This is a genomic window from Shouchella clausii, from assembly GCF_002250115.1.
Taxonomy (GTDB): domain Bacteria; phylum Bacillota; class Bacilli; order Bacillales; family Bacillaceae_D; genus Shouchella; species Shouchella clausii.
Genome location: NZ_CP019985.1, coordinates 3569135 through 3590227, shown reverse-complemented (window position 1 = coordinate 3590227; position 21093 = coordinate 3569135). Strand labels below are relative to the sequence as shown.

The following is a 21093-nucleotide window of genomic DNA, read 5'->3' as shown; positions in this document are numbered from 1 at the left end:
AGAAAAATGGTAGGAGGGCTAGCCGATGGCAAAACTGGCAAGACCAAGTTTTTATATGGGATTATGGCGAATCGGCAGCTTGTTTTTTCTTACAGTTTTATGGTTTATCGAAAACGGAACAAAGGGCACGTTTGTCTTGGTTATGTTGCTGGCAATCATGGCAGCGCTGCGCTGGCGAGTACGATTGCCAAGCTGGACTGTTCTCATTGATTTATGTTTTTGCCTGCTCTTTTCACCATTTTGGATGGGAAGCTTATATGGTCTTGCCTTGCCTTTAGTGGAGAGTTTATGGCGAGGAAGGCCCTATTATTGTGCGCCTATCCCTTTTATCGTTTTCGCCAGTGAAGCTGCCACTGTTCATTTCGTTGTCTTTCTTTTAAGCGCTGCCTTGTTTGGGGCTGTAGTCCGCCATTGGCAACAACAACGGACTTCTTTTTGGCGTGAAATCGACCAAGAACGAAAAGCACGTTATGAGCTGGAACGGTTAAAAATCGATTTGCTTCAGGCCAATAGCGAAACGGCACAAATGGCGGAACTAACAGAAAGGAATCGCATCGCCAGGGATCTCCACGACCACCTCGGCCACGATCTCACTGGTGCGCTACTCGCCCTCCAAGCGTATGAACAGTTTCAACATGGCGAACAGGCAGAAAAAATGTTTGCACAAGTAAAAAAACGGCTGACGCGAAGCACAAAACGGTTACGGGACACCGTCCATGACATGACTCCCGTCGCCTTAATCGGTGAGCAAACGATTGAATCGATTACCGAAAACTTTACATACTGTCCCGTTTCTTACCAAAAGTCAGGGAATATGGACAGTGTCCCCGTCTATCTTTGGAGTTTGCTCATTCCATGTTTAAAAGAGGCATTAACAAATGTCGCCAGGCATAGCGATGCGACAAAAGTAGCTGTCCATCTAGATGTCACAGAGACGATTGTCCGCCTCAGCATCCAAGATAACGGCACTTGTTCTGCTCAGTCTAAAGACGGCAGTGGCTTGAGAAATTTAAAAATCCGTGCACGTGCCGCTGGTGGGAGCTTGTCTGTGAACCGCTCATCGGGCTATTCGATTGTTTGTGTCCTGCCAATCCAAGAAAGGAAAGAAGCGAGATGAACATTCTCATTGTTGATGACGATGCGCTCGTTTGCCAGAGTCTCGAACTGCTTCTTGGCAACGAAGATGATTTTACTGTTATAGGGACTGCCAGCAATGGCCGTGAAGCGCTTACACATATAGAGGAAAAAGCGCCTGACCTCGTATTGATGGACATTCGCATGCCCGAAATGGGTGGAATTGAAAGTACAAAAGAGATCAAAAGCCGCTGGCCAGAAATGTTAATTATGATGCTAACAACGTTCCAAGATGAACAAAATATTCGCCTCGCTTTGCAGGCTGGAGCAGAAGGCTATTTGCTCAAATCGACAGCGGTAGCCAATATGGCCAAGCAAATCCGTGCCTTAAGCGCTGGTTCATCTGTACTTGACGCCGATGTGCTCAAGCAATTGGTGAAACCAAATGCCGACGCCCTCGCCGGATTAACAAAGCGGGAAAGTGAGATTGCCGAATGCATCGCCCAAGGGCTTTCAAACAAAGAAATTGCTGCCCATCTATTTTTAAGTGTCGGTACTGTACGGAATACGCTCTCTGTCATTCTTGACAAGCTCGAACTGCGGGATCGCACCCAACTGGCGATCTACTATTGGAAACATCAAGCAAACAGATAATAGGCCTTGGCGGAACTTTGTTTTCCATTGATCAGTAGCAGACTCTGCGTTGTGTTTTTAAAAAAAGTGCAGGGCTCTCCCCTGCACTTGAGACCGTAGTTACTGCTTGATCCATCGTTGCTAATAACCACATATCTTGTTCGCATCTTCACCGAATGACAAACGTTTTGTCGCCATTGTCGCCAACATCAAAATGCCCTGAACACACCGCTTCCCCTTTGCATGTTTATTAGCGGTTCGTTATCGTTTCTGGATACAGATCATGGTTCATTAACCGGTAGTTCGCGATTTCCTCGTATTTGGTCCCTTTTTTGCCATAGTTGCAGTAAGGGTCTATGGAAATGCCGCCACGAGGCGTAAATTTTCCCCAAACTTCAATATAGCGTGGATCCATTATTTCAATTAAGTCATTCATAATTGTATTGACACTGTCCTCATGGAAATCGCCATGGTTGCGGAAACTGAATAAGTACAGCTTCAGCGACTTGCTCTCAACCATTTTTTGCTCAGGGATATAGCTAATGTACAAGGTTGCGAAATCAGGTTGCCCTGTTTTCGGACATAACGTCGTAAATTCCGGGCAATTGAATTTAACCATGTAATCCCGATAAGGGTGCTGATTGTCAAATGTCTCAAGAACACCAGGGTCATAACTGTATTTGTATTCCGTTTGCTCACTGCCGAGCAATGTCACATTTTGAAGCTCTTTTTCTTGTCTTCCTGCCATAGTATTTTTCCTCCTACACGCCTCGCTTATTGCCCCATAACCATGTGTGCAGCTGTGGAAGGACACGGACGTTGATCATTTCCTTGTCAGCTAGCGCCTTTTCGACGAGAGCTTCGTAAGCGCCCATTCGTTTCTCCAGAAAGCGTGGATCCTCTTTTTTAGCAAAATCTTCATTGCCCGTTTGCAAGTAAAAAGGCACTGTTGGATAGCGCTTATGCACACGCTTTGCGTATTGATAGTCGGCATCATCAAACACGACAACCTTTAAGCTTACCGCCGGTGCTTGTAATTGTTGCAAAAACAAATCGAGCTTTGTCCAATCTGTCTCCATTCCTGAACTTGGCGGTTTCGGACTAACTGTCACTTCATCGACGCGATTGATCCAACATTGAAAGATGGTTCCTTGTGTTTCGATCGCTGTGGCAACGCCCTTCTCATTGAGCAATGCCACCAGTTCACCTATGCCTTTATGAAGCGCTGGATTTCCGCCGGAAATGGTGACATGGCTATACCCATTTTCACTAAGTGAATTAAGGCGCTCTATAATTCCTTCTGCAGACAACGGTTCACTCTTTTCGCTGCCATCCCATGTAAAAGCAGAATCACACCAGTGACAACGGTAATCACATCCGCCTGTACGCACAAACATCGTCTTCTGTCCGATCACCATTCCTTCTCCTTGAATGGTCGGCCCAAACAGTTCAACAACTGGAATCAATTTAGCCACGGGCATGCTCCTTCGGCCGGTAGACAACATAACTAGTAGGCGTCTCTCTTACATACACTTGAATGCACAGTGGTCGATTTGGACAAGTGTCAAGTTGTTCTTGGACGACTTTGTAAATGGTCTCCGCCATTTTTTCAGTAGAAGGAGGGGCCGTTTCAAACAGCGCGTCTTCATTAAGAAGGCGATGGTCGAAGCGGCCATGAACCGCTTGTTTTAACTTGCTAAAATTAACGAGGAATCCTGTCTCGTCAAGGTCATCACCGACAATCGTCAAATTGATAAAATACGTGTGCCCATGGACACGTTGGCATTGGCCAGCCCGTTCATCATCAATGTAATGAGCGGCGGCCACATGCATATCTTTGTTTAGTTCATAGCGATATGAATGGATTGGCGTCGGATAAATTTGCTGGATCATCGGCTCGCACCTGCTTTCTCGCGCAAATAGAGATCCAATCCATTTTGGCGGAGCTGGCAAGATGGGCAAGTCCCACAACCGTCTCCGCGAATCCCTTCATAACAAGTGAGCGTATTCGCCCGAATGTATTCGAGTTGCCCCATTTTATCAGCCAATGCCCATGTTTCTTTTTTATTTAGCCACATGAGCGGAGTATGAATCACAAATTGTTCGTCCATCGCTAAATTCAACGTCACATTTAATGACTTAACGAACACATCGCGACAATCGGGGTAACCACTAAAATCTGTTTCGCAAACACCAGTGATAATGTGCTTTGCTCCAATTTCCCGTGCATATACAGCGGCAAACGATAAAAACAAATGGTTGCGCCCGGCGACGAATGTGCTAGGCGATTCCCCTGCTTCACCGGCTTGGACGAGGATATTTTCCCTCGTTAGTGCATTTGCCGTAAGCTGGTTCAACAAGCCCATATCAAAGACTTTATAAGGAACCCCTTGCTCATTGGCAATGTCGACAGCACATTGGATTTCCTCCTTGTGGCGCTGACCATAGTCAAAAATGACCGCGTGGAGCGAACGATAACGCTCCTTTGCCCAGAATAGGCAAGTCGTGCTGTCTTGGCCGCCGCTAAAGACGACCACAGCTTTGTCTTCTAACATGCTACATTTCTCCTTTTGAGAACGAGCATTCGGATACTCCAACAATTGGTTAGTTTTTTATAGAGGGAGTTCGCGAACCTCTTCTTTCTAATTATCGTGCAACCTTCATTTTACCACGTTCTTGTGTGGATTTGTTTGCATATCTCCATGAAATTGGTAAACTACTATAGAAGGAAAATCATTCGTGCAGAAAGAAGGCGTTCGTTATGTCATTTCAAGAAAAAGTCGAGAATTACGCAAATTTGGCTGTGCGTGTTGGCGTCAACATCCAAAAAGGGCAAACATTGTTTGTACGTGCGCCGCTTTTTGCCGCAGACTTCGTCCGTCTAGTCGCCAAAAAAGCGTATGAAGCTGGTGCCAAACATGTTCGTGTAGAATGGAGCGATGAGGAATTAACAAAAATGAAATTTGAGCTCGCTCCAGACGAGGCGTTTGATGAATATCCAAATTGGCAAGCGAAAGCGCTTGAAGAAGAAGCAGACAACAATGCCGCCTTCTTAAGTATAACTGGCGGAAACCCAGACTTATTAAAAGACGCAGATCCTGACCGTGTTGCCAGAGCCAACAAAGCTGCGGGCATGGCATTAGACACATTCCGACGCTACATCCAGTCTGATAAAGTGAGCTGGTCGATCGTGGCTGTCCCTACTGTCAGTTGGGCGGAAAAAGTTTTCCCTGACGCGAAAGGCGAAGAAGCAGTGACAAAGTTATGGGAAGCGATATTTGCAGCAACACGTATCAATGAAACAGACCCTGTGGCCGCTTGGAAGCAACACCTCGCCACACTTGATGAAAAACGAAACAAATTAAACGATCATCATTTCCATGCTCTCCATTACAAAGGAAAAGGGACTGATTTAACGATTGAACTTCCTGAAACCCACATTTGGACGTCTGGAGGAAGCACAAGCAAAGCAGGCATTGACTTTGTAGCCAATATGCCGACAGAAGAAGTGTTTTCAGCTGCTAAAAAAGATGGTGTTAACGGCACTGTCACAAGCACAAAACCGCTTAATTATGGTGGTACGCTGATTACTAATTTCACGTTGACCTTTAAAAACGGAAAAGTCGTCGATTTTTCGGCAGAACGAGGCGAAGAAACGCTGAAACGCCTGCTTGACAGTGATGAAGGCGCACGCTACATTGGTGAAGTTGCACTTGTGCCACACCGTTCGCCGATTTCAGATACAAACCTTATTTTTTACAACACCCTTTTTGATGAAAATGCGTCGAACCACTTGGCTCTTGGCAGCGCCTATGCCTTTAATATTGAAGGCGGCAAAACGATGAGCCCTGCAGAACTTGAAAAACATGGCCTAAACCAAAGCATTACCCATGTTGATTTTATGATGGGCGCCGCCGATATGGATATTGACGGGATCGATAAAAACGGAAACCGAGTACCTGTGTTCCGCAACGGCGATTGGGCAATTTAACTCGTTAAAAAAGCGATGTGCTGGCTGCACATCGCTTTTCGTTTTATGAACGGACGAGTCCTAGCTGACTATTTGCTTGCTCGTTTGTTTGGCTTGCTGTCGTTCTTGCAAACGGACTTTCTTAAATTTATCTGTTTCTTTAACAATCACATTGGAGAGTAACAACAGACCAATTAAGTTTGGAATCGCCATAAGGCCATTAAAAATATCAGCAATATCCCAGACAATTTGCACGCTTGTACCAGCGCCAATCATGACGACAATCACGAAAATAACTTTGTAAATAATTGTATTTTTATCGCCAAATAAATAGCCGAAACATTTCTCTCCATAATAAGACCAGCCAATAATCGTCGAATAGGCAAAAAAGATAATGCCGAATACAACGATATAATTGCCGACGCCAGGGAGGAAAAATTCAAACGCTTCCCCTGTAACGAGCGCTTGGTCGTCACTTGGTCGGCCAATATGCAAGCCGCTCATGACGATCGTCAGCCCTGTAATCGTACAAACAATCATCGTATCGAGAAAGGTTCCTGTCATAGAGACGAGCGCTTGCCTGCCAGGATAGTCTGTTTTTGCGGCAGCAGCAGCAATTGGCGCTGAACCGAGGCCTGCCTCGTTCGAAAATACGCCGCGTGCAATCCCGTAACGAATTGCCATACCGATCGTGCCTCCTAAAGCGGCATCTGTATTAAAAGCTTCACGAAAAATCGTCGCAAACGCTTCAGGTACATGTGTAATATTCATTACGATAATAATTAGACCACCAGCCATGTAAAAGAGCGCCATAAATGGGACAAATATAGCAGTTACACGGCCAATGCCCTTTATTCCCCCAAGTAACACCAAACCTGTCAATGCCATTAATATAAAGCCTGTTACCCATGGATTGACGTTAAAGTTGGTTGCCAATGAGCTTGCGACTGTATTGGATTGTGTCATATTGCCAATGCCAAAAGACGCCAAACAACCAAACAGCGCAAACAAAACAGCAAGCCATTTCCAACCTAGCCCTTTTTCAATATAGTACATCGGACCGCCAGATATTTCACCTTTATGGTTGACGACACGATATTTGACAGCTAGAATCGCTTCCCCATACTTGGTCGCCATACCAAATGAGGCGGCTACCCACATCCAAAAAAGAGCGCCAACGCCTCCTAAAAGAATCGCCGAAGCCACACCTGTCATATTGCCGATTCCAAGTGTCGCGGCCATGGCCGTCATTAATGATTGAAAATGGGAAATATCACCTTGTCCACTTTTTCCGTTCTTTTTGCTTCTGCCAAACGTCAATTTTAATGCATAAGGCAAGTCCCTAATTTGCAAAAAACGAAGCCTGATCGTCAAATAAATCCCTGTTCCTACAATGAGGAACAATGTGATCGGCCCCCATACTACATTATTAATTGCATCGACTATGCCACTAAAACTCACAAACATGCCCCCTTTTGTCGATTTTTTTCTTGTTAAATTGAATAAATTTAGTTTAGTGAATTTATGCCTAGAAGTCTACAAAAAAAACCAACCTCGCCGATTTAAGCGAAATTGGCAACCATGGTAGTAGTAGTCAGTAGATGGTCGAAAAACGCGCCTCCTTTTCTTTTTTAGGAATTTCCTTCTTCTCCATATGTTCAACTTTAGCAAAATGGTTACCTTGTCCGACTTTTGCTAAAAACCGTCCAATTTCAGCCTCCTCGCCTTGGACTTGGATGACAACGGAACCTTCTGGGCGATTTTGGACTGTGCCAGTTACGCGATATTGGCTCGCTGTCTGTTCCACAAAGACGCGAAAGCCAACACCTTGCACTTTTCCTGTTACTTCGACTTCATACCGTTTCATCTTAGGCTCCCCCTTAACTAATTTGCTTGATTGTACCATACCCATTTGCCAAAGCAAAAAACGTCGCCTAAATTAAACGCAAACGCTTTCAATTGTGGCGATTTTGTGATAGCATAAAAGTACACAAAACAGACACAATATTGACATCTATTGTTCACAAAGATGGAATACTTGGGAAAGGAGTGGTTCAAATGGATTTGTTTTTCGCCTATATGTTTGTCGCCAGCGCGACGCCATTATTTCTGTGGCTGGAACACCGAAAAATTGCCCTTGCCAGCATTCCGTTTATCATTGTCATGTGGGTGCTAGCCCTTGCCCACATTTTTGATGGATTTTTGTTCGACCTTCACCACTCTGCATTTGTCACAGCGTTTCTGGTCAACGTCTTTATCGCCCATTTCGCTGCCCTTGTTCTTTATGTTTACCCACACCTCCGCAGCAAATCAAGGCGTTTTACACAGTCCGCTGAATAACAAAAGCGCATTCCCATTGCTGGAATGCGCTTTTTTCTTTAAATGTGGCCCGTTCTCAGTACAAGATAAGAGCCGATTACAATAATCACCGCAATGATAATCGCAAACCATGTGTGGCCGATTTGCACGTAACCTGCTTTGCCTTCACCTATATGCATAAACATATGAAGCTGTACTGTCATCTGGATAAAGGCAAACACAAAGACAATAATGATTCGTACATCCCAAGCCAAATTGGTTTGCGACATGACCCATACTGCTAGTAGCGTGAGAACAATCGAGAGCACAAAGCCAATTACATGTTTCCAAGGAAAACCGTGGTGGTTGGCTGCTGTTTCTTTTTCCTGTGCCATTTACACCCACTCCATTCCTAGCAAATATACGCCGGTAAAGATCATAATCCATACAACATCTAAAAAGTGCCAATACAGGCTGGCGATGAAAAACTTAGACGTTGTCCGTGGCGTAAACCCGCGTTTTAGCATTTGAATCGCCAACAACACAATCCAGCCGATGCCGATCGAGACATGCAAGCCGTGTGTGCCAAGCAGCACAAAGAATGTTGACCAATGGGCGCTTGCCGACAAGGTCGCCCCTTCATGGACATAATGGATAAACTCGTATATCTCAAAGCCAACAAAGCCAAGGCCTAGTAAAAGCGTCAAACCAATCCAGACAAGCGTTTGTTTCATTCTACCGGCACGCATTTCATGGATCGCGATCCCACAAGTAAACGAACTTGTCAAAAGCAGGAACGTCATAATTAACACAAGGTTTAAATCAAACAGTTCCGCAGACGGCACTGCCCCGGCATTTCTGTCAACGAGGACAAAATACGAGGCGAACAGCGTTGCAAACAAAGCGAATTCAGCGCCAAGAAAAATCCAGAAACCTAGGATATTGTTGCGGCCTTCAGATGATTGATATTCAAGTGGTTCGTTTGGATTTATCGTTTCATGTGCTGCCACGTTTTACGCCTCCCTCGCTTTATTTTCAATTTCTGTAATTTCTTCTACACTTACATAATACCCGTCGTTGTAATCAAAGGAACGGATGATCATGCAAATGAAAATTCCAATACCGCCTATAATCGCAAGCGGGAACCAACTAAATACGAGGGCAAAGGAAGCAATGAACATCATCAAACTCATCACTGGTCCAAGCCATGTATTGCTTGGCATATGGATTTTCTGGTAATTTGTATCGGCATTTGGATCAATGCCTTTTTCTTTCATATCCCAGAGAGCATCACGTTCTGATACTTCAGGGACTTTTGCAAAGTTGTAAAATGGCGGTATTGCTGAAGACGTTGCCCACTCCAATGTGCGGCCGTCCCAAGGATCGCCAGTTGTATCGCGTTTTTCATAACGCCAGCTGTAGTAAATATTATAGACGAACAACGCAAATCCGATCGCCATCATGAAAGCACCCACTGTGGAAATCGCATTAAGCGAAAACCAATTGTCGGATTCCAAGTATGTGTAAATCCGCCGCGGCATGCCGTCAAGCCCGAGAAAATACTGCGGGAAGAAACAGATATTGAAACCGATCATAAAAATCCAAAAGACCCATTTGCCGATTTTTTCGTTTAAACGATGGCCAAACATTTTCGGATACCAGTAAACCAAACCGGCAAAGCAGGCAAACACCGTTCCGGCAATAAGGACATAATGGAAATGGGACACGAGGAAATAGGTGTTGTGGTACTGGTAATCAGCTGCTGCCATAGCCAACATCACGCCTGTGACCCCACCGATCACAAAGTTCGGGATAAAGCCAAGCGACCAAAGCATTGGCACCGTGATTCTAATTTTTCCTTTGTGTAGCGTAAAGAGCCAGTTAAAGATTTTGACACCTGTCGGAATCGAAATCGCCATTGTCGTAATTGAGAAAAACGAGTTAACAGCCGCGCTATTCCCCATTGTAAAGAAGTGGTGAACCCATACAAGGAAACTTAAAAACGAAATAATCACAACGGAAGCGACCATCGCATTGTAGCCAAACAACTTTTTGCGCGCAAACGTTGAAATAATTTCTGAAAAGATCCCAAATGCAGGGAGAATAACGATATACACTTCAGGGTGGCCCCAAATCCAAAATAGGTTGGCCCATAGCATATCAAGGCCTTGACCTTGCAAGGTAAAGAACGCCGATCCGAACAGCCGGTCAAATGTCATCATTGCTAGCGCTACAGTCAACACTGGAAACGCAAGGACAATAATCATTGACGTGATTAAAACTGTCCATGTAAACATCGGCATTTTCATTAGCGTCATGCCTTTAGTGCGCATTTTAAAGATCGTGACGATAAAGTTGATCCCTGTGGCAAGCGTTCCGATACCGGAAAGCTGAAGACCGAGCGCATAAAAGTTTTGACCGACGCCAGGACTGAAGTCATTCGAGGCAAGTGGAAAATAAGACGTCCATCCTGCCGCTGGCGAACCGCCAATGATAAAGGAAATATTAAAAAGTGCCATTCCAAAAAAGAATGTCCAAAAGCTTAAATTGTTCAAGAATGGAAACGCAACGTCACGCGCGCCAATTTGCAGCGGCACGACAACGTTCATTAACCCAATCAGGAAAGGCATCGCCATGAAAATGATCATGATCGTGCCATGCGTCGTAAAAATTTCATTGTAATGCTGGCTGTTTAAAAACGTCATGCCTGGGGCAGTCAATTGCAAACGCATCATCATTGCGTCGACGCCACCGCGGAAAAGCATTAACAATGCACACGCAATGTACATAATCCCAATCTTTTTATGGTCAACGGATGTGATCCAGTCCGTCCAGAGCACTTTCCATTTTTTAAAATAAGTAAGGGCGACAATTGCAATTATACTTGATAAAGCAATGGAAATTTGCGCACCAAGTATAAGCGGGTCTCCCGTTACAATAAATTCATCCCATCTCAACGGTAAATCCCCTCTCTTCCGTTGTTTGCGCCATTACTCATCATCCAATTCCACTTTATATGTTCTTGATGTGTCAATTGGTTGCGTCAGTTTTGGCATTTCGTACGCTTTGCCTTCTCTCGAATGCGGATTTAGTGGCTCATATCCAAGTTCTGCACTTTTCTCAAGCGCGTATGTCGGATCATAAGCATGGTTGACAAACTCAAGATGTGTTGAAGAGAATGTCATTTCTTCAGCGTGACCTGGAACCATTAGATGTGCGTATTCTTCTTCTGACAATGGTGGTGCTTCCGCTTGCACTTCTTCCACCCATGAATCATAGCTCTCATCTGTTACGGCATTAACAAGGAACCGTTGCTCCGTGAACCCTTCGCCTGTAAAGTTTGCATTACGGCCGTTGTACGTGCCTGGTTCATTAGCCATTAAAAACAATTCTGTTTCCATACCCGACATGCTGTATTTTTGTCCACCAAGCTGCGGTACCCAAAACGATGCCATTGAATCTGCTGAAGTCAATTTGAACTGGACTGGACGATCAACAGGGATATTGACATAGTTGACCGTTTCAATATTTTCCTCTGGATAGCTAAAGATCCATTTCCAGTTTACGCTTGTTGCGTGAATGACAAGCGGATCAACTTGGACGCTGCCTTCAGCTACTTCAGGAGCTTCTTCCAAATTATAAATGGTTATGACAGTTGGTACAGAAAGAATGGTGACAATGATAATTGGAATAATCGTCCAAACAAATTCCAACTTGTGGCTGCCCTCAATCGACGGATCATAATTGTCATTGTTTCCTCGGTCACGGTACTTGACAATCATGACTGTAAGCAAAACAAACACGACTAAAACAATGAAAATCATAAACCAGATTGATAGCATGATCAAATCGCTTTGCTGTTCCGCTACAGGACCTTGTGGGTCAAGGACCGTCAAATTCCCACAACCACTCAGAAAGAGACCGACCATCGCTAGAGCAAACCATTTAAAGACTTTCGATGGTGTACGCAATAAAATCACCTTTCTTTTGGCAAAATAACTAATTGTTGCATGTATACTTTGTGAAGCAGAAACCAGCAACATAGCTGTACTCCATCCTACCACTTTCGCTTAAAAAATGCTCTGCTATTAAAGCGGTTACCAACAATTATCATAAATTCGACAAAAAAAAGTTGAGAAGCAGACACAACTTTCCCAAACTTTTCTTGTTTACCAATCATGCCTTTCCCTTTTTTTGTCCATACTAAACGTAAGGAGTGATAATATGAATGATCCCTATTTATGTCCAAAGTGCAAAACCAACCGGACAAGGTTCCACCGCATCGTTCAACAAGTTGAACCTGTCAAATTGAGTCCACAAACTGGTGAAATTGTTGAAACGTACAGCGAAGATTCACTTGATGCCTTCCATATGCCATACAGAGGCCCATCGATTCGCATCCAATGTGGAGCCTGTGGGCTAAACGAGGCTGAAGACACATTTGTCGCTTTTGCCCGAAATAATCAGTTTCAATAAAAACCAGCCCGGCAATATGGGCTGGTTTTTATTCAAATGCTCGGATCATTTGCTTAAACAATAAATACACACCAATCACATACGCTTCTGCCTCATCTCGCCAAGAATCACGGTCGTCGATCACTTCTACTGCAAATGGCTGGCTATTTTGTGGTTCAGGCAATTCCTTGTTTAGCGCCTCTTTCAAAAAAGCGGCTGCTGATTGCAGCCCTTTGTCGCCTCGCTCCATCACTTCATAGAAAGAGATAAAGCCGTGCATCACTCCATTAAAACGCTGTGCTTGTACATAGATCCCTTCATTATACAAACGTTTTGCCAAAGCTTCCCCTTCATCGCGTAACGGATCAAACTCGCCTGTTATAATAAGCGTACTCGGCATCATCGACACGTCTTCGGCATTAAGAGGCGAAGTGTAAGGCGATGCCCAATCCGCTTCGTTTGGCGCATACGATTGTTGCGCCATTTCCATAACCGCACGGGACAAAAAATAAAAGCCGCTTGCATACATGTCACGTGACGGAAACTTCGCATCTTCAAAAGTAGCCAATGGGTAAAGGAGCGCTTGCCCTGACAAGGCAGGACCATCTTCTTCTCCAGACATGATAGCAACAGCCGCAGCAAGGTTTCCTCCAGCGCTATCGCCAGCCACTGCAAGCCTATCCCCATCGCCATCTAAAACGTCTGCATTCTCATAAACCCAGGTAAGGGCATCATAGCTATCGTTTACCGCTGTAGGAAAAGCATAAGTCGGGGCAAGCCGATAAGCTGGGGCAACTACAATAGCACCGGTTCGGGCTGCAAGCGAACGGATAATATTGTCATGAGTATCCAAGTCGCCGTACCCTTCCATAAACGCGCCTCCATGATAGTAGACAATGATCGGGTGTGGCCCAGCAGCGATAGGCTGATAAACAGTTGCTGGAATGTCTCCCCCATCCCTAGTCGGAATCGTGACTTGGTGACGTTCAATCGTTGGCGGCGCCTTGACTGCTAAAAAGGCAGGCGCTTCCAGTTTCCCTTCAGGCAAAAGCCGGTTGTTGACGGCGTGAAGCAACACAGCCGTTTTTGGAGGCACTTTTCCCGCTTCTGTGTAGCGCCAGCTTTGCACAAAAAAAATCGAGATTAAGCTGATCGTAACGGCTGTCAAAGCAAAAAACGCTACTCCCTTTGTAACAGATTTGGAAAACCTCTCCATGCGTGCCTCCTTCCCGGCTACCTCGGTTTGTTTTCTTTCCAGTTCGTTGCAATAAATTCGTCTCTTCCGCTTTGCGCCCGGTCTTGTTTATAAGCCTTTGGCTGCTTTTTATAAAAATCTTGATGGTCTTCCTCGGCCCGATAAAACGTGGACGCAGGAAGAATCGCAGTGACAATTGGCTTGTTAAAGCGGCCGCTGTTGTTTAATTCTGCTTTCGAAGCTTCCGCCAACTGCTTTTGTTCTTCTGTATAATAAAAAATAGCCGTGCGGTACTGACTTCCACGGTCATGGAATTGGCCGCCATCATCCGTTGGGTCAATTTGCGGCCAGTACAGCTCAAGCAACTTGCTGTAAGGAAACCGCTCTGAATCATACGTAATCTCTACAACTTCATAATGTCCAGTTTCGCCCGTTTTTACTTGTTCATAAGTCGGGTTTTTCATATGACCGCCTGAATAGCCTGATACAATTGCTTTTATGCCTGGCAGCTGGTCAAACGGCTGGACCATGCACCAAAAACAACCTCCTGCAAACATTGCTTTCTCGATTGCCAATTTTCATTCCCCATTTCTTCCTTTTGACGAAGGCATCCTCTATTATTTCCCATTAAAATGTTGCTAGTATTGCCTACTGTTGTTCATATTCAAATTCGATTTCGTCCTTCTTACGACTATATTTCACCCGGACAAGCTGATCTTTAAAATACCAGCTATCTTGTTCTTCAATAAAAAACAAAAAACCGTCCTCTTCATAAACGACAGCCGGTTCAGTTGGTTCCGTTTGGCTCATCCCCAATGAAAAACCACTTTGCAAGGATCCACAGCCACCATAACGGCCATAAAAACGAATCGGGACAGGTTCTTCTGCTTCCGAAAACTCTTGTTTAAACCAATTTATCGCAGGTTTCGTAACCTTAATTTCCATCTAGTTAGCCTCCTTGTAGGGTCTTTCTTCGTCTTTCTATCATACCAAGATTTTTGATAACCGTCCAAAATCCAGCTTTTAGCAGCCTATTTTTTTGCGTTAGAGAAACTTTTTTGCGCAAGAGAATAAACTGTTTGAAAAGGAGTGACACAGCATGTTTGTTAAAAAAAATCATTACCTTTATGCATGCCTCCTCCATAAAGCCGGCCTTATTACAACTGAGCAGCTTGAGTTACTAAAACCAAAAAAGCGAATCCGTTAAACGGACTCACTTTTTTCCAGTAGTTGCCGATCAAGGGCATCGACGAGTTGATGGATGTCTGGCTTGGCTACATGCTCGGTTACGCCAGCTTCTTCCCCTCTTCGTTCCATCAGTCCTTTGTCTAGCGAAGAGAACGCAATAACGGGGGTTTCTTGATAGCGACTGTCTTGGCGTAAATGCCTCGTCAGTTCGTGGCCGTTCATATAAGGCATTTCTATATCGGTAACGATCGCCTCATATAGTGGGCATGCATCATCCGACAAATAACGGGACGCATCCCTTCCATTATCAAATGTTGTAACGTCTTCATAGCCAGCCTCTCTCAATGCATCAACAAGGAGCGAACGCAACGTTTTTGAGTCTTCTACTAATAGAAGCGGGTAGTTGCGACGGCGCTCATCCGTTGCCATTGCCCCTTGCATGTGAGACGGTTGGATAAAGTGAAGCACCTTCTCTAAATCAAGGGAGAAGGCAACGCCATTGTCCGGCAACGGAATCACCCCGCTCACAAAAGCTTCTTTTCCTTTTGTGACAGCGTCTGGCTGTTTGATTGTGCTAGAGTGGGTGCGGTGAACATGGGAGACAGGTCCCGTTTTTAACGCAAATAATTGTTCTCCCATCTCAATTACAAGAAAATAGACCGTTACACTTTCGTCAATTTCCAAGAGGCGGTACAAGTTGATTAATGGGATTACTTGGCCGCGCACTTGAATGACGCCCTCAACAATGCTATGTCGGTTTGGTGATTCCGTAACCGGAACCGGTCGAATAATTTCTTTCACTTTTAATACATTTAATGCATAGGTGGATTGCCCTGCTTTAAACAAAACAAGCTCCTGGTCATAACGTTGCTCTTCCCTTTGAAACATGTTAAGCGCCATACAATTCCCTCCGAACTAAGCCTTCATCCTTATATATCGGCGCTTCTCTCGTAGCGGTTTAGCCTCGACCAGTAAAAATAGAGAATTTCGTACTAGCGCAGTTGATATCTTCCAACGTTTTATCCGCCTATTGCTTTTTCAATGAAATTTCTGTTGCAAAACCCTTCGACTTCCGCTTCCTTATAATGTTTTAATAGTTCATTCACTAAATGTTCATACATGCCAGCGTGCTCTAACTTGTCAACATGAATAGAAATACCATCGAAGTCTGAACCAAAACCGATATGGGCGACCCCGCCCCGGCTTGCTATGTGGTCGATATGACAAATGAGATCGCGAATAGAAGCGCCCAGCTCGCTTTTTATAAAAGTAGGATAGAACACGACGCCAATGAAACTGTCACTTGCAATTAGTGCATCGATTTGGTCATCGTGCAAATTGCGGGGATGACGGCAAACAGCATACGCATTTGAATGGCTGGCAATCGTTCTTTTTGAACATTCAAGGACATCCCAAAAAGCAGCAATACTCAAATGGGACACATCATTTAGCACATGGTGTTTGTTATTCAATGCGATCACTTTTTTGCCAAATTCGGTTAGTCCGGCGCCTCGCATTTCACCAATACCATCGGCGCATAAATTGGCGTCATTCCATGTTAAGCCAATGGAGGAAACCCCTTTCTCATACAACCATTCCAATTTGCCCATATCTGTTCCTAAGGCATCCATCCCCTCTAAAGCAAGGACAGCGCCAATTTCCCCCTCTTTTAAGGAAGCAACTTCATCCAATGAGCGAATCGCCTTCATGTTAGGCACAGCAAGGACACGCTCATAGAATGCATTGATTTGCTTTTGCACCACTTGAAATTTTGATTCTTGCGGAACAGTTGATGGCACCCAAATCGCAAAAAACTGAACAAACACATTCCCTTGTTTTAACCTTGCTGCATTTGTCGCGATGTCTTCGTCATCGGCAAACGCTTTGCCCTCATCACGCCACAGTTTATAAAGAGCATCGCAGTGTGTATCAATTATCTTCATGTCTCAAATCACCTTTCTTTCCCTTCTCTCATATTATAGAGCAGTTAAAAGGGATGGAGGTTTGATGATGTCTGAACATTTCCCACGGAAGCCAGGGGGCGGCCATGACTTTATGGCGTCAATCGATCAGTTTTTTCAATCGGCATTTCGGAACTTTTCAACACAATTGTTTGGCCCCTCCATACCGGTACGTATAAAAGAAGAACCAGACCGTTTTGTGATAGAGGCCGAACTTACAGGAATCAAAAAAGAGCAAATTGAGTTGGAATCGCTGCGGCAAGCGCTTATTATCCGTGTTCATCACAACAGTGAAGTCACGACAATCGATGACGAGACGAAACTAATCACCAAACAACATGCTTCTTCCAAAAGCGAGCGCGCAATTCCTGTCCCATTTCCTTTTAATGAAGAGGACATTCATGCCCATTACGAAAATGGATTGCTCCGCATCGTCATTAAAGGAAAGCGGAAAACGATTTCGATTAAATGAAAGGAGGCTATGCCATGTTTCCTGCGCCACGACGTCCCTATCATCAGCAGATGAGCCACCACAATCAGGCGTTTTTGCAACGGCAACAGCCTGGTTTTCAACATCCCCCATATCAGCGCCGACCTTATCGCCAAATGCCACAGCCGTTCCAGCAAAGTGGATTCCCGCAACAGGCGGCGCCTAAAAAGAAGTCGATCTGGACAGCTCCATTTACAGACGATGAAGGAAAATTTGACCTCTCCCGAACAGCCACTTCAGTCGATAAATTTGTAAAAACATTCCAGCAAGTGTCGCCGTATGTATCAAGAATTAGCAGTTTTTTCACTAGATAGCACGTGCCAGGCTAAAGTGCTGCCTGGCACAAATGCCTTATCGCCCACAGCGGCTGCCGCCACCTTCTGCTGGCATGGAGCTTGAGCGGACTCGCTGGGCATAGGCAAGCACTCCTGTTGGTGCCATTAACTTTAGTCCTTGTGATGGTACATAGTCTACTTTAATTTCGTTCCCCATTTCCGCTTCTGCTTTTTCGTTATAAATCACCGTAAGACCTTCAACGTCAACAGTTTGATCGCCTGCTTCCACGATTCCTTCTTGGATAAAGTACTCCACCATTGTGCTACATTCATACGTATCCTTGGCGGCAATACGGATGACTTCATGCCCTCGTTCGCTTAAATAAGTATGGGCTGCAGCTGTTATCGAAACGTTCATTCCTTCTCCTTCCTGAAGCTCACTTAATCCGCTCGATGCTTTACAACAATCCATTTTGTTCAAACAAAAATGCATAAGGAATGTCAACAAAAACATAAAGCTTATCGTTAAGCGGATAAGAATAAGTTCGGATTTGCTCATCTCGTTCAATGTCTGTATATAAATCCGATAAAATCCCTTTTTTCTCTACATTCATCCGCACAATGTTCTCAAGAAAATAAGGGCGCCAGCTCCAGTTTTTAGCGCGGCTTTCTTTCAAAAGTAGCCAATTTCCTTCTGCATCTTTTTCTGCATTGGCTGATTGTTGGATGCCGTCTTCATCGCAAATGTAGACGCGGAATGTATAAGCATTTAACGCTTTTGCCACGTTTAAAACAATTTCATCGTAGCCTTGGTCTTGTTTCAAGTCCTTCATTGCTTGTTTTAATGTTTGCGACAATTGGTTAGACAGCGTAAACTGGGCCTTCATTTTTTCTCTTTCATAGTGGATAAAGTGATGCATATCTTTTTTTAATTTGTCTTTAAAGCTGTTTTCGTCGACAAACCCTTTAGTCGCTTGTTGGAAATAAGGGCCTTGGTAGTAGCGCCCACCGCTGCGCCACGCATAATTAAACTGTGCAAACGTTTCAACCCCTTGAAACAAAAGGGTCGCGCCAATTTTGCGGGCGAAAAGAGCCAACGGCTGATGGACATCTCGATACAGCCCTGGCAACAAATTTTCTTCTAGAAACGAGCAGTTGACGCAAATAACATTCGGCTTTAGCTTTGTGAACAACTCCAGTTGGTTGGCCGCTGAATAATCGGCATTCACTGCAAGCTGCACGCCTAAGCTTTGCATATAGACCATCGTATGTTTGACTTCCAGCAGCTCTTCAACGCTATGTTCACACAAAATGTTGACAATGACGCGCTTTAAGGGGATGCCAAGTTGCTGCATTGATTCCAGCCGGTCCAACAGCATCTGACCTGCTTGTTTTTTTAATAGCCTGACATCATAATTGAAGTAAAGCATTTTTTTCCCGTTTTCGGCAGTGTACAAGTCAATTGCTTTTTTTTGCAAATCGTCTTCTAGTTCGAGGCGGTATTCGCTAGGAATGCTTCTATCTTCGAAAAAACAGTTCAACTTGATCCGTTCATTTGCCTCCATCCAATAAGGCTGGACTTCATAGCCAACCACTTGCTGTTTGTCTGCACTTACGATCGGAAGAAAAAAAGGGATAACCCGGTTCTTGTTCATCATAATATCTAGCGGGTCCAATGGAATCACCTCTCCTCCCCATTGTACCATACTCTTATCGTTCAAAACGCGCTTATGTCTTTCTCAGAAACCGTTTCATATGTTTTGCTATAAGGCTAGGTTTTTCCTCTGGCAACAAATGGCCACAACGCTTTAGCAAAATGAGTTTGCTGTTGGCTAAGTCTTTTGCTAAACGCACACTTGTTTGCACAGGAATAACAGGGTCTTCTCGTCCGTTGATGATTAAACAAGGCTTGGCAATAGTGTGCAGTTCTGCTGACGTTAAATCACCTTCCCGGTGCCGTGCAAGTAGGGTCAGTCCCTTGCCAATCGAGGCGTCGCTAAGAGGCAAAGTGTAAGCATTAACCATTGCTTTCGTGACTACCCGCTTATCGTAAACAGCTTCACATAAAAAGGCGCGCACATCTTGGCGGCGAATGGCTGCGTAAATGGCCGGAGCCGCAAAAGGCAAATACGATATAGCGCGGTATGTTCTTTTAACACGTTGTAAATAACCAGAACTCGCCAACAGCACAAGGCGTTCAATTTGGCCAGGGAATGCTTTGGCCGCATGTAACGCCACTTGTCCGCCCATCGAATGGCCAACAATTGTCACATAGGCGTGGCCAAGCCTAGCTGCCAATTCAACGACAAGATGGGCATAACCAGAAAGAGAATAGACCGTTCCTGGTGCCTTACTTGAGCGGCCAAACACAGGTAAATCACAACTGATCAGGTGATAATCCTTGTGTAAATAAGGAACCAATTGATGAAAACAGGCTGATGACGCTAAAAAACCATGCAACAAAAGCAACGTTCCTTTTGCTTCTTGCGCTTGGCAACGGTAGTATTCAAAATAAACGCTTGCTCCCTGGATGTATAGATACGAAGCGCGATCTGGCCGAACCTTTTGCACAATCAGCCCTCCCTTTTTGATTAGTGTTTCGCACGAACACGAAAAAAAACCGATTGCTCGGTTTTTAATCCTCTAAATGGTATGGGGTTTCTTGATATACGTAGTAATTAAGCCAATTAGAAAACAACAAATTCGAATGGGCGCGCCATTGCAAAGGTGGGAGGGCATCGACATTGCCTTCTGGAAAATAATTAAACGGCGGATCACAGGCAATCCCACGTTTTACGTCGCGTTCGTATTCTTGTTTTAGTGTATGCGCATCATATTCAGAGTGGCCCATGACAAATACACGCTTCCCATCTTTAGAAGAGGCTATATAGACACCCGCCTCTTCCGAAGAGCTTAAAACGATCAGCTCATCAACGCGCTCAATGTCTTCACGGCTAACCGTGGTGTGGCGAGAATGAGGCGCATAAAAAACATCGTCAAAGCCCCGTAGCAAATTGACGTTTTTCACCTCTAGCTTATGTGAATAGACACCAAAAAGCTTTGTCGTAAGCGGCTTTTTCTTAATGCCGTAATGGTGGTAAAGACCAGCTTGGGCACCCCAACAAATATGTAAAGTCGACGTGACATTGGTTGTCGTCCAATCAAGGATAGACGTCATTTCATTCCAGTAATTTACATCGTGGAAAGGCAACGTCTCTACTGGGGCCCCCGTAATAATCATTCCGTCAAATTTTTGTTGTTTCACTTCATCAATGGTTTTATAAAAAAGATTCAAATGTTCTTTTGATGTATTGCGCGGCGAATGGGTGCTTGGATGCAACAAAGAAACATCGACTTGCAAAGGCGTGTTTCCTAACAGCCGCAGCAATTGCGTTTCGGTTTCTTGTTTAGTCGGCATTAAGTTTAAAATACAAATTTTCAATGGCCGGATATCTTGTGTGTATGCCCGACTTTCATCCATTATAAAAATATTCTCTTTTAACAGAATTTCCTTCGCAGGTAAGTGGTCTGGAATTTTTATCGGCATGGCAACT

Annotated in this window: 26 protein-coding genes and 1 riboswitch; of the genes, 7 read left to right on the top strand and 19 right to left on the bottom strand. The window is 44.6% G+C overall.

The genetic code is table 11. From position 1 onward, the window contains the following. Positions 1–25 precede the first annotated feature (25 nt). Together BC8716_RS17480 and BC8716_RS17475 are read left to right on the top strand one after the other, a co-directional pair. Positions 26–1117, top strand: coding sequence for a sensor histidine kinase (locus tag BC8716_RS17480; RefSeq protein ID WP_094427776.1), 1092 nt, complete (start codon positions 26–28; stop codon positions 1115–1117). Then, a complete protein-coding gene (locus tag BC8716_RS17475) occupies positions 1114–1728 on the top strand; it encodes a response regulator (protein ID WP_094427774.1) in 615 nt (204 codons plus the stop codon). The genes BC8716_RS17480 and BC8716_RS17475 overlap by 4 nt, the downstream gene beginning before the upstream one ends. A 229-nt stretch (positions 1729–1957) precedes the next feature. On the opposite strand, the gene queF is transcribed toward BC8716_RS17475, so the two are convergent. The 4 genes from queF to queC are packed head-to-tail and all read right to left on the bottom strand — an operon-like array spanning position 1958 to position 4262. Further along, the gene (queF, locus tag BC8716_RS17470) at positions 1958–2455 is read right to left on the bottom strand and encodes a preQ(1) synthase (protein WP_094427772.1); all 498 of its coding nucleotides are present in this window, start codon (positions 2453–2455) and stop codon (positions 1958–1960) included. Between the two features lie 13 nt (positions 2456–2468). Then, positions 2469–3182 (bottom strand): 7-carboxy-7-deazaguanine synthase QueE, encoded by a 714-nt coding sequence (gene queE, locus BC8716_RS17465; protein ID WP_094427770.1) that lies wholly within the window; start codon positions 3180–3182, stop codon positions 2469–2471. Further along, on the bottom strand, positions 3175–3600 hold the full coding sequence (gene queD, locus BC8716_RS17460) for a 6-carboxytetrahydropterin synthase QueD (RefSeq protein ID WP_094427768.1): 426 nt from the start codon (positions 3598–3600) through the stop codon (positions 3175–3177). Before queD ends, queE begins: the two co-directional genes overlap by 8 nt. After that, a complete protein-coding gene (gene queC / locus BC8716_RS17455; RefSeq protein WP_094427766.1) occupies positions 3597–4262 on the bottom strand; it encodes a 7-cyano-7-deazaguanine synthase QueC in 666 nt (221 codons plus the stop codon). The genes queD and queC overlap by 4 nt, the downstream gene beginning before the upstream one ends. A gap of 43 nt (positions 4263–4305) precedes the next feature. Beyond that, a riboswitch (PreQ1 riboswitch) is annotated at positions 4306–4349 on the bottom strand. A gap of 119 nt (positions 4350–4468) precedes the next feature. On the opposite strand from queC, the gene BC8716_RS17450 reads away from it, so the two are divergent. Beyond that, positions 4469–5698, top strand: a complete 1230-nt coding sequence (locus BC8716_RS17450; RefSeq protein WP_094427764.1) for an aminopeptidase — start codon at positions 4469–4471, stop codon at positions 5696–5698. A gap of 60 nt (positions 5699–5758) precedes the next feature. Here BC8716_RS17450 and BC8716_RS17445 read toward each other — a convergent pair whose 3' ends face one another. Both BC8716_RS17445 and BC8716_RS17440 read right to left on the bottom strand, forming a co-directional pair. Continuing rightward, a complete protein-coding gene (locus BC8716_RS17445; RefSeq protein ID WP_094427762.1) occupies positions 5759–7144 on the bottom strand; it encodes an alanine/glycine:cation symporter family protein in 1386 nt (461 codons plus the stop codon). Between the two features lie 127 nt (positions 7145–7271). Further along, positions 7272–7544: an acylphosphatase gene (locus BC8716_RS17440; protein WP_094427760.1), complete on the bottom strand. Its 273-nt coding sequence runs from the start codon at positions 7542–7544 to the stop codon at positions 7272–7274. Positions 7545–7735: 191 nt separating this feature from the next. On the opposite strand from BC8716_RS17440, the gene ywcE reads away from it, so the two are divergent. Continuing rightward, positions 7736–8017, top strand: a complete 282-nt coding sequence (gene ywcE / locus BC8716_RS17435) for a spore morphogenesis/germination protein YwcE (RefSeq protein ID WP_094427758.1) — start codon at positions 7736–7738, stop codon at positions 8015–8017. A gap of 38 nt (positions 8018–8055) precedes the next feature. Here the strand turns inward: ywcE and qoxD are convergent, their stop codons facing one another. From qoxD to qoxA, 4 genes are read right to left on the bottom strand one after another with little or no spacing between them, the layout of a single operon-like run. After that, positions 8056–8370 (bottom strand): cytochrome aa3 quinol oxidase subunit IV, encoded by a 315-nt coding sequence (gene qoxD, locus BC8716_RS17430; protein ID WP_094427756.1) that lies wholly within the window; start codon positions 8368–8370, stop codon positions 8056–8058. Beyond that, entirely contained in the window at positions 8371–8985 is a 615-nt protein-coding gene (qoxC, locus tag BC8716_RS17425; protein ID WP_094427754.1) for a cytochrome aa3 quinol oxidase subunit III, read from the bottom strand. A gap of 3 nt (positions 8986–8988) precedes the next feature. Further along, positions 8989–10932, bottom strand: a complete 1944-nt coding sequence (gene qoxB / locus BC8716_RS17420; RefSeq protein WP_094427752.1) for a cytochrome aa3 quinol oxidase subunit I — start codon at positions 10930–10932, stop codon at positions 8989–8991. Positions 10933–10965: 33 nt separating this feature from the next. Then, positions 10966–11904, bottom strand: coding sequence for a cytochrome aa3 quinol oxidase subunit II (gene qoxA, locus BC8716_RS17415; protein ID WP_081427714.1), 939 nt, complete (start codon positions 11902–11904; stop codon positions 10966–10968). Between the two features lie 295 nt (positions 11905–12199). On the opposite strand from qoxA, the gene BC8716_RS17410 reads away from it, so the two are divergent. Continuing rightward, the gene (locus tag BC8716_RS17410; RefSeq protein ID WP_094427750.1) at positions 12200–12451 is read left to right on the top strand and encodes a DNA alkylation repair protein; all 252 of its coding nucleotides are present in this window, start codon (positions 12200–12202) and stop codon (positions 12449–12451) included. Between the two features lie 28 nt (positions 12452–12479). On the opposite strand, the gene BC8716_RS17405 is transcribed toward BC8716_RS17410, so the two are convergent. The 5 genes from BC8716_RS17405 to BC8716_RS17385 form a co-directional block, all read right to left on the bottom strand. Then, positions 12480–13646, bottom strand: coding sequence for an alpha/beta hydrolase (locus BC8716_RS17405; protein ID WP_094427748.1), 1167 nt, complete (start codon positions 13644–13646; stop codon positions 12480–12482). Between the two features lie 17 nt (positions 13647–13663). Continuing rightward, a complete protein-coding gene (msrA, locus tag BC8716_RS17400) occupies positions 13664–14194 on the bottom strand; it encodes a peptide-methionine (S)-S-oxide reductase MsrA (RefSeq protein WP_094429287.1) in 531 nt (176 codons plus the stop codon). 79 nt (positions 14195–14273) lie between these two features. Continuing rightward, positions 14274–14570, bottom strand: a complete 297-nt coding sequence (locus BC8716_RS17395; RefSeq protein ID WP_094427746.1) for a HesB/YadR/YfhF family protein — start codon at positions 14568–14570, stop codon at positions 14274–14276. A gap of 258 nt (positions 14571–14828) precedes the next feature. After that, positions 14829–15713 (bottom strand): chemotaxis protein, encoded by an 885-nt coding sequence (locus BC8716_RS17390; protein WP_094427744.1) that lies wholly within the window; start codon positions 15711–15713, stop codon positions 14829–14831. A 119-nt stretch (positions 15714–15832) separates the two neighbouring features. Further along, positions 15833–16756: a dipeptidase gene (locus BC8716_RS17385; RefSeq protein WP_094427742.1), complete on the bottom strand. Its 924-nt coding sequence runs from the start codon at positions 16754–16756 to the stop codon at positions 15833–15835. A gap of 67 nt (positions 16757–16823) precedes the next feature. On the opposite strand from BC8716_RS17385, the gene BC8716_RS17380 reads away from it, so the two are divergent. Together BC8716_RS17380 and BC8716_RS17375 are read left to right on the top strand one after the other, a co-directional pair. Then, a complete protein-coding gene (locus BC8716_RS17380; protein ID WP_157730482.1) occupies positions 16824–17246 on the top strand; it encodes an Hsp20/alpha crystallin family protein in 423 nt (140 codons plus the stop codon). 14 nt (positions 17247–17260) lie between these two features. Then, the gene (locus tag BC8716_RS17375; RefSeq protein WP_157730481.1) at positions 17261–17578 is read left to right on the top strand and encodes a YppG family protein; all 318 of its coding nucleotides are present in this window, start codon (positions 17261–17263) and stop codon (positions 17576–17578) included. 37 nt (positions 17579–17615) lie between these two features. Here BC8716_RS17375 and BC8716_RS17370 read toward each other — a convergent pair whose 3' ends face one another. From BC8716_RS17370 to metA, 4 genes are all read right to left on the bottom strand, one after another. Further along, entirely contained in the window at positions 17616–17957 is a 342-nt protein-coding gene (locus BC8716_RS17370) for an iron-sulfur cluster assembly accessory protein (RefSeq protein ID WP_094427736.1), read from the bottom strand. A gap of 40 nt (positions 17958–17997) precedes the next feature. After that, a complete protein-coding gene (locus BC8716_RS17365) occupies positions 17998–19224 on the bottom strand; it encodes an EAL domain-containing protein (RefSeq protein WP_257250522.1) in 1227 nt (408 codons plus the stop codon). 43 nt (positions 19225–19267) lie between these two features. Then, entirely contained in the window at positions 19268–20110 is an 843-nt protein-coding gene (locus BC8716_RS17360) for an alpha/beta fold hydrolase (protein WP_157730480.1), read from the bottom strand. 64 nt (positions 20111–20174) lie between these two features. After that, entirely contained in the window at positions 20175–21086 is a 912-nt protein-coding gene (gene metA, locus BC8716_RS17355; protein WP_094427732.1) for a homoserine O-acetyltransferase MetA, read from the bottom strand. Positions 21087–21093 lie beyond the last annotated feature (7 nt).

Excerpts from the sequence above, each read along its gene's own strand:
- BC8716_RS17475 (WP_094427774.1), top strand. The coding sequence starts at position 1,114 with ATGAACATTCTCATTGTTGATGACGATGCGCTCGTTTGCCAGAGTCTC.
- BC8716_RS17450 (WP_094427764.1), top strand. The coding sequence starts at position 4,469 with ATGTCATTTCAAGAAAAAGTCGAGAATTACGCAAATTTGGCTGTGCGT.
- BC8716_RS17480 (WP_094427776.1), top strand. The coding sequence starts at position 26 with ATGGCAAAACTGGCAAGACCAAGTTTTTATATGGGATTATGGCGAATC.
- BC8716_RS17395 (WP_094427746.1), bottom strand. The coding sequence starts at position 14,570 with ATGGAAATTAAGGTTACGAAACCTGCGATAAATTGGTTTAAACAAGAG.
- queF (WP_094427772.1), bottom strand. The coding sequence starts at position 2,455 with ATGGCAGGAAGACAAGAAAAAGAGCTTCAAAATGTGACATTGCTCGGC.
- BC8716_RS17380 (WP_157730482.1), top strand. The coding sequence starts at position 16,824 with ATGTCTGAACATTTCCCACGGAAGCCAGGGGGCGGCCATGACTTTATG.
- queD (WP_094427768.1), bottom strand. The coding sequence starts at position 3,600 with ATGATCCAGCAAATTTATCCGACGCCAATCCATTCATATCGCTATGAA.
- qoxA (WP_081427714.1), bottom strand. The coding sequence starts at position 11,904 with ATGGTCGGTCTCTTTCTGAGTGGTTGTGGGAATTTGACGGTCCTTGAC.
- queC (WP_094427766.1), bottom strand. The coding sequence starts at position 4,262 with ATGTTAGAAGACAAAGCTGTGGTCGTCTTTAGCGGCGGCCAAGACAGC.
- metA (WP_094427732.1), bottom strand. The coding sequence starts at position 21,086 with ATGCCGATAAAAATTCCAGACCACTTACCTGCGAAGGAAATTCTGTTA.
- BC8716_RS17440 (WP_094427760.1), bottom strand. The coding sequence starts at position 7,544 with ATGAAACGGTATGAAGTCGAAGTAACAGGAAAAGTGCAAGGTGTTGGC.
- BC8716_RS17385 (WP_094427742.1), bottom strand. The coding sequence starts at position 16,756 with ATGAAGATAATTGATACACACTGCGATGCTCTTTATAAACTGTGGCGT.
- BC8716_RS17370 (WP_094427736.1), bottom strand. The coding sequence starts at position 17,957 with ATGAACGTTTCGATAACAGCTGCAGCCCATACTTATTTAAGCGAACGA.
- BC8716_RS17375 (WP_157730481.1), top strand. The coding sequence starts at position 17,261 with ATGTTTCCTGCGCCACGACGTCCCTATCATCAGCAGATGAGCCACCAC.
- ywcE (WP_094427758.1), top strand. The coding sequence starts at position 7,736 with ATGGATTTGTTTTTCGCCTATATGTTTGTCGCCAGCGCGACGCCATTA.
- BC8716_RS17410 (WP_094427750.1), top strand. The coding sequence starts at position 12,200 with ATGAATGATCCCTATTTATGTCCAAAGTGCAAAACCAACCGGACAAGG.
- BC8716_RS17390 (WP_094427744.1), bottom strand. The coding sequence starts at position 15,713 with ATGGCGCTTAACATGTTTCAAAGGGAAGAGCAACGTTATGACCAGGAG.
- BC8716_RS17445 (WP_094427762.1), bottom strand. The coding sequence starts at position 7,144 with ATGTTTGTGAGTTTTAGTGGCATAGTCGATGCAATTAATAATGTAGTA.
- qoxD (WP_094427756.1), bottom strand. The coding sequence starts at position 8,370 with ATGGCACAGGAAAAAGAAACAGCAGCCAACCACCACGGTTTTCCTTGG.
- BC8716_RS17405 (WP_094427748.1), bottom strand. The coding sequence starts at position 13,646 with ATGGAGAGGTTTTCCAAATCTGTTACAAAGGGAGTAGCGTTTTTTGCT.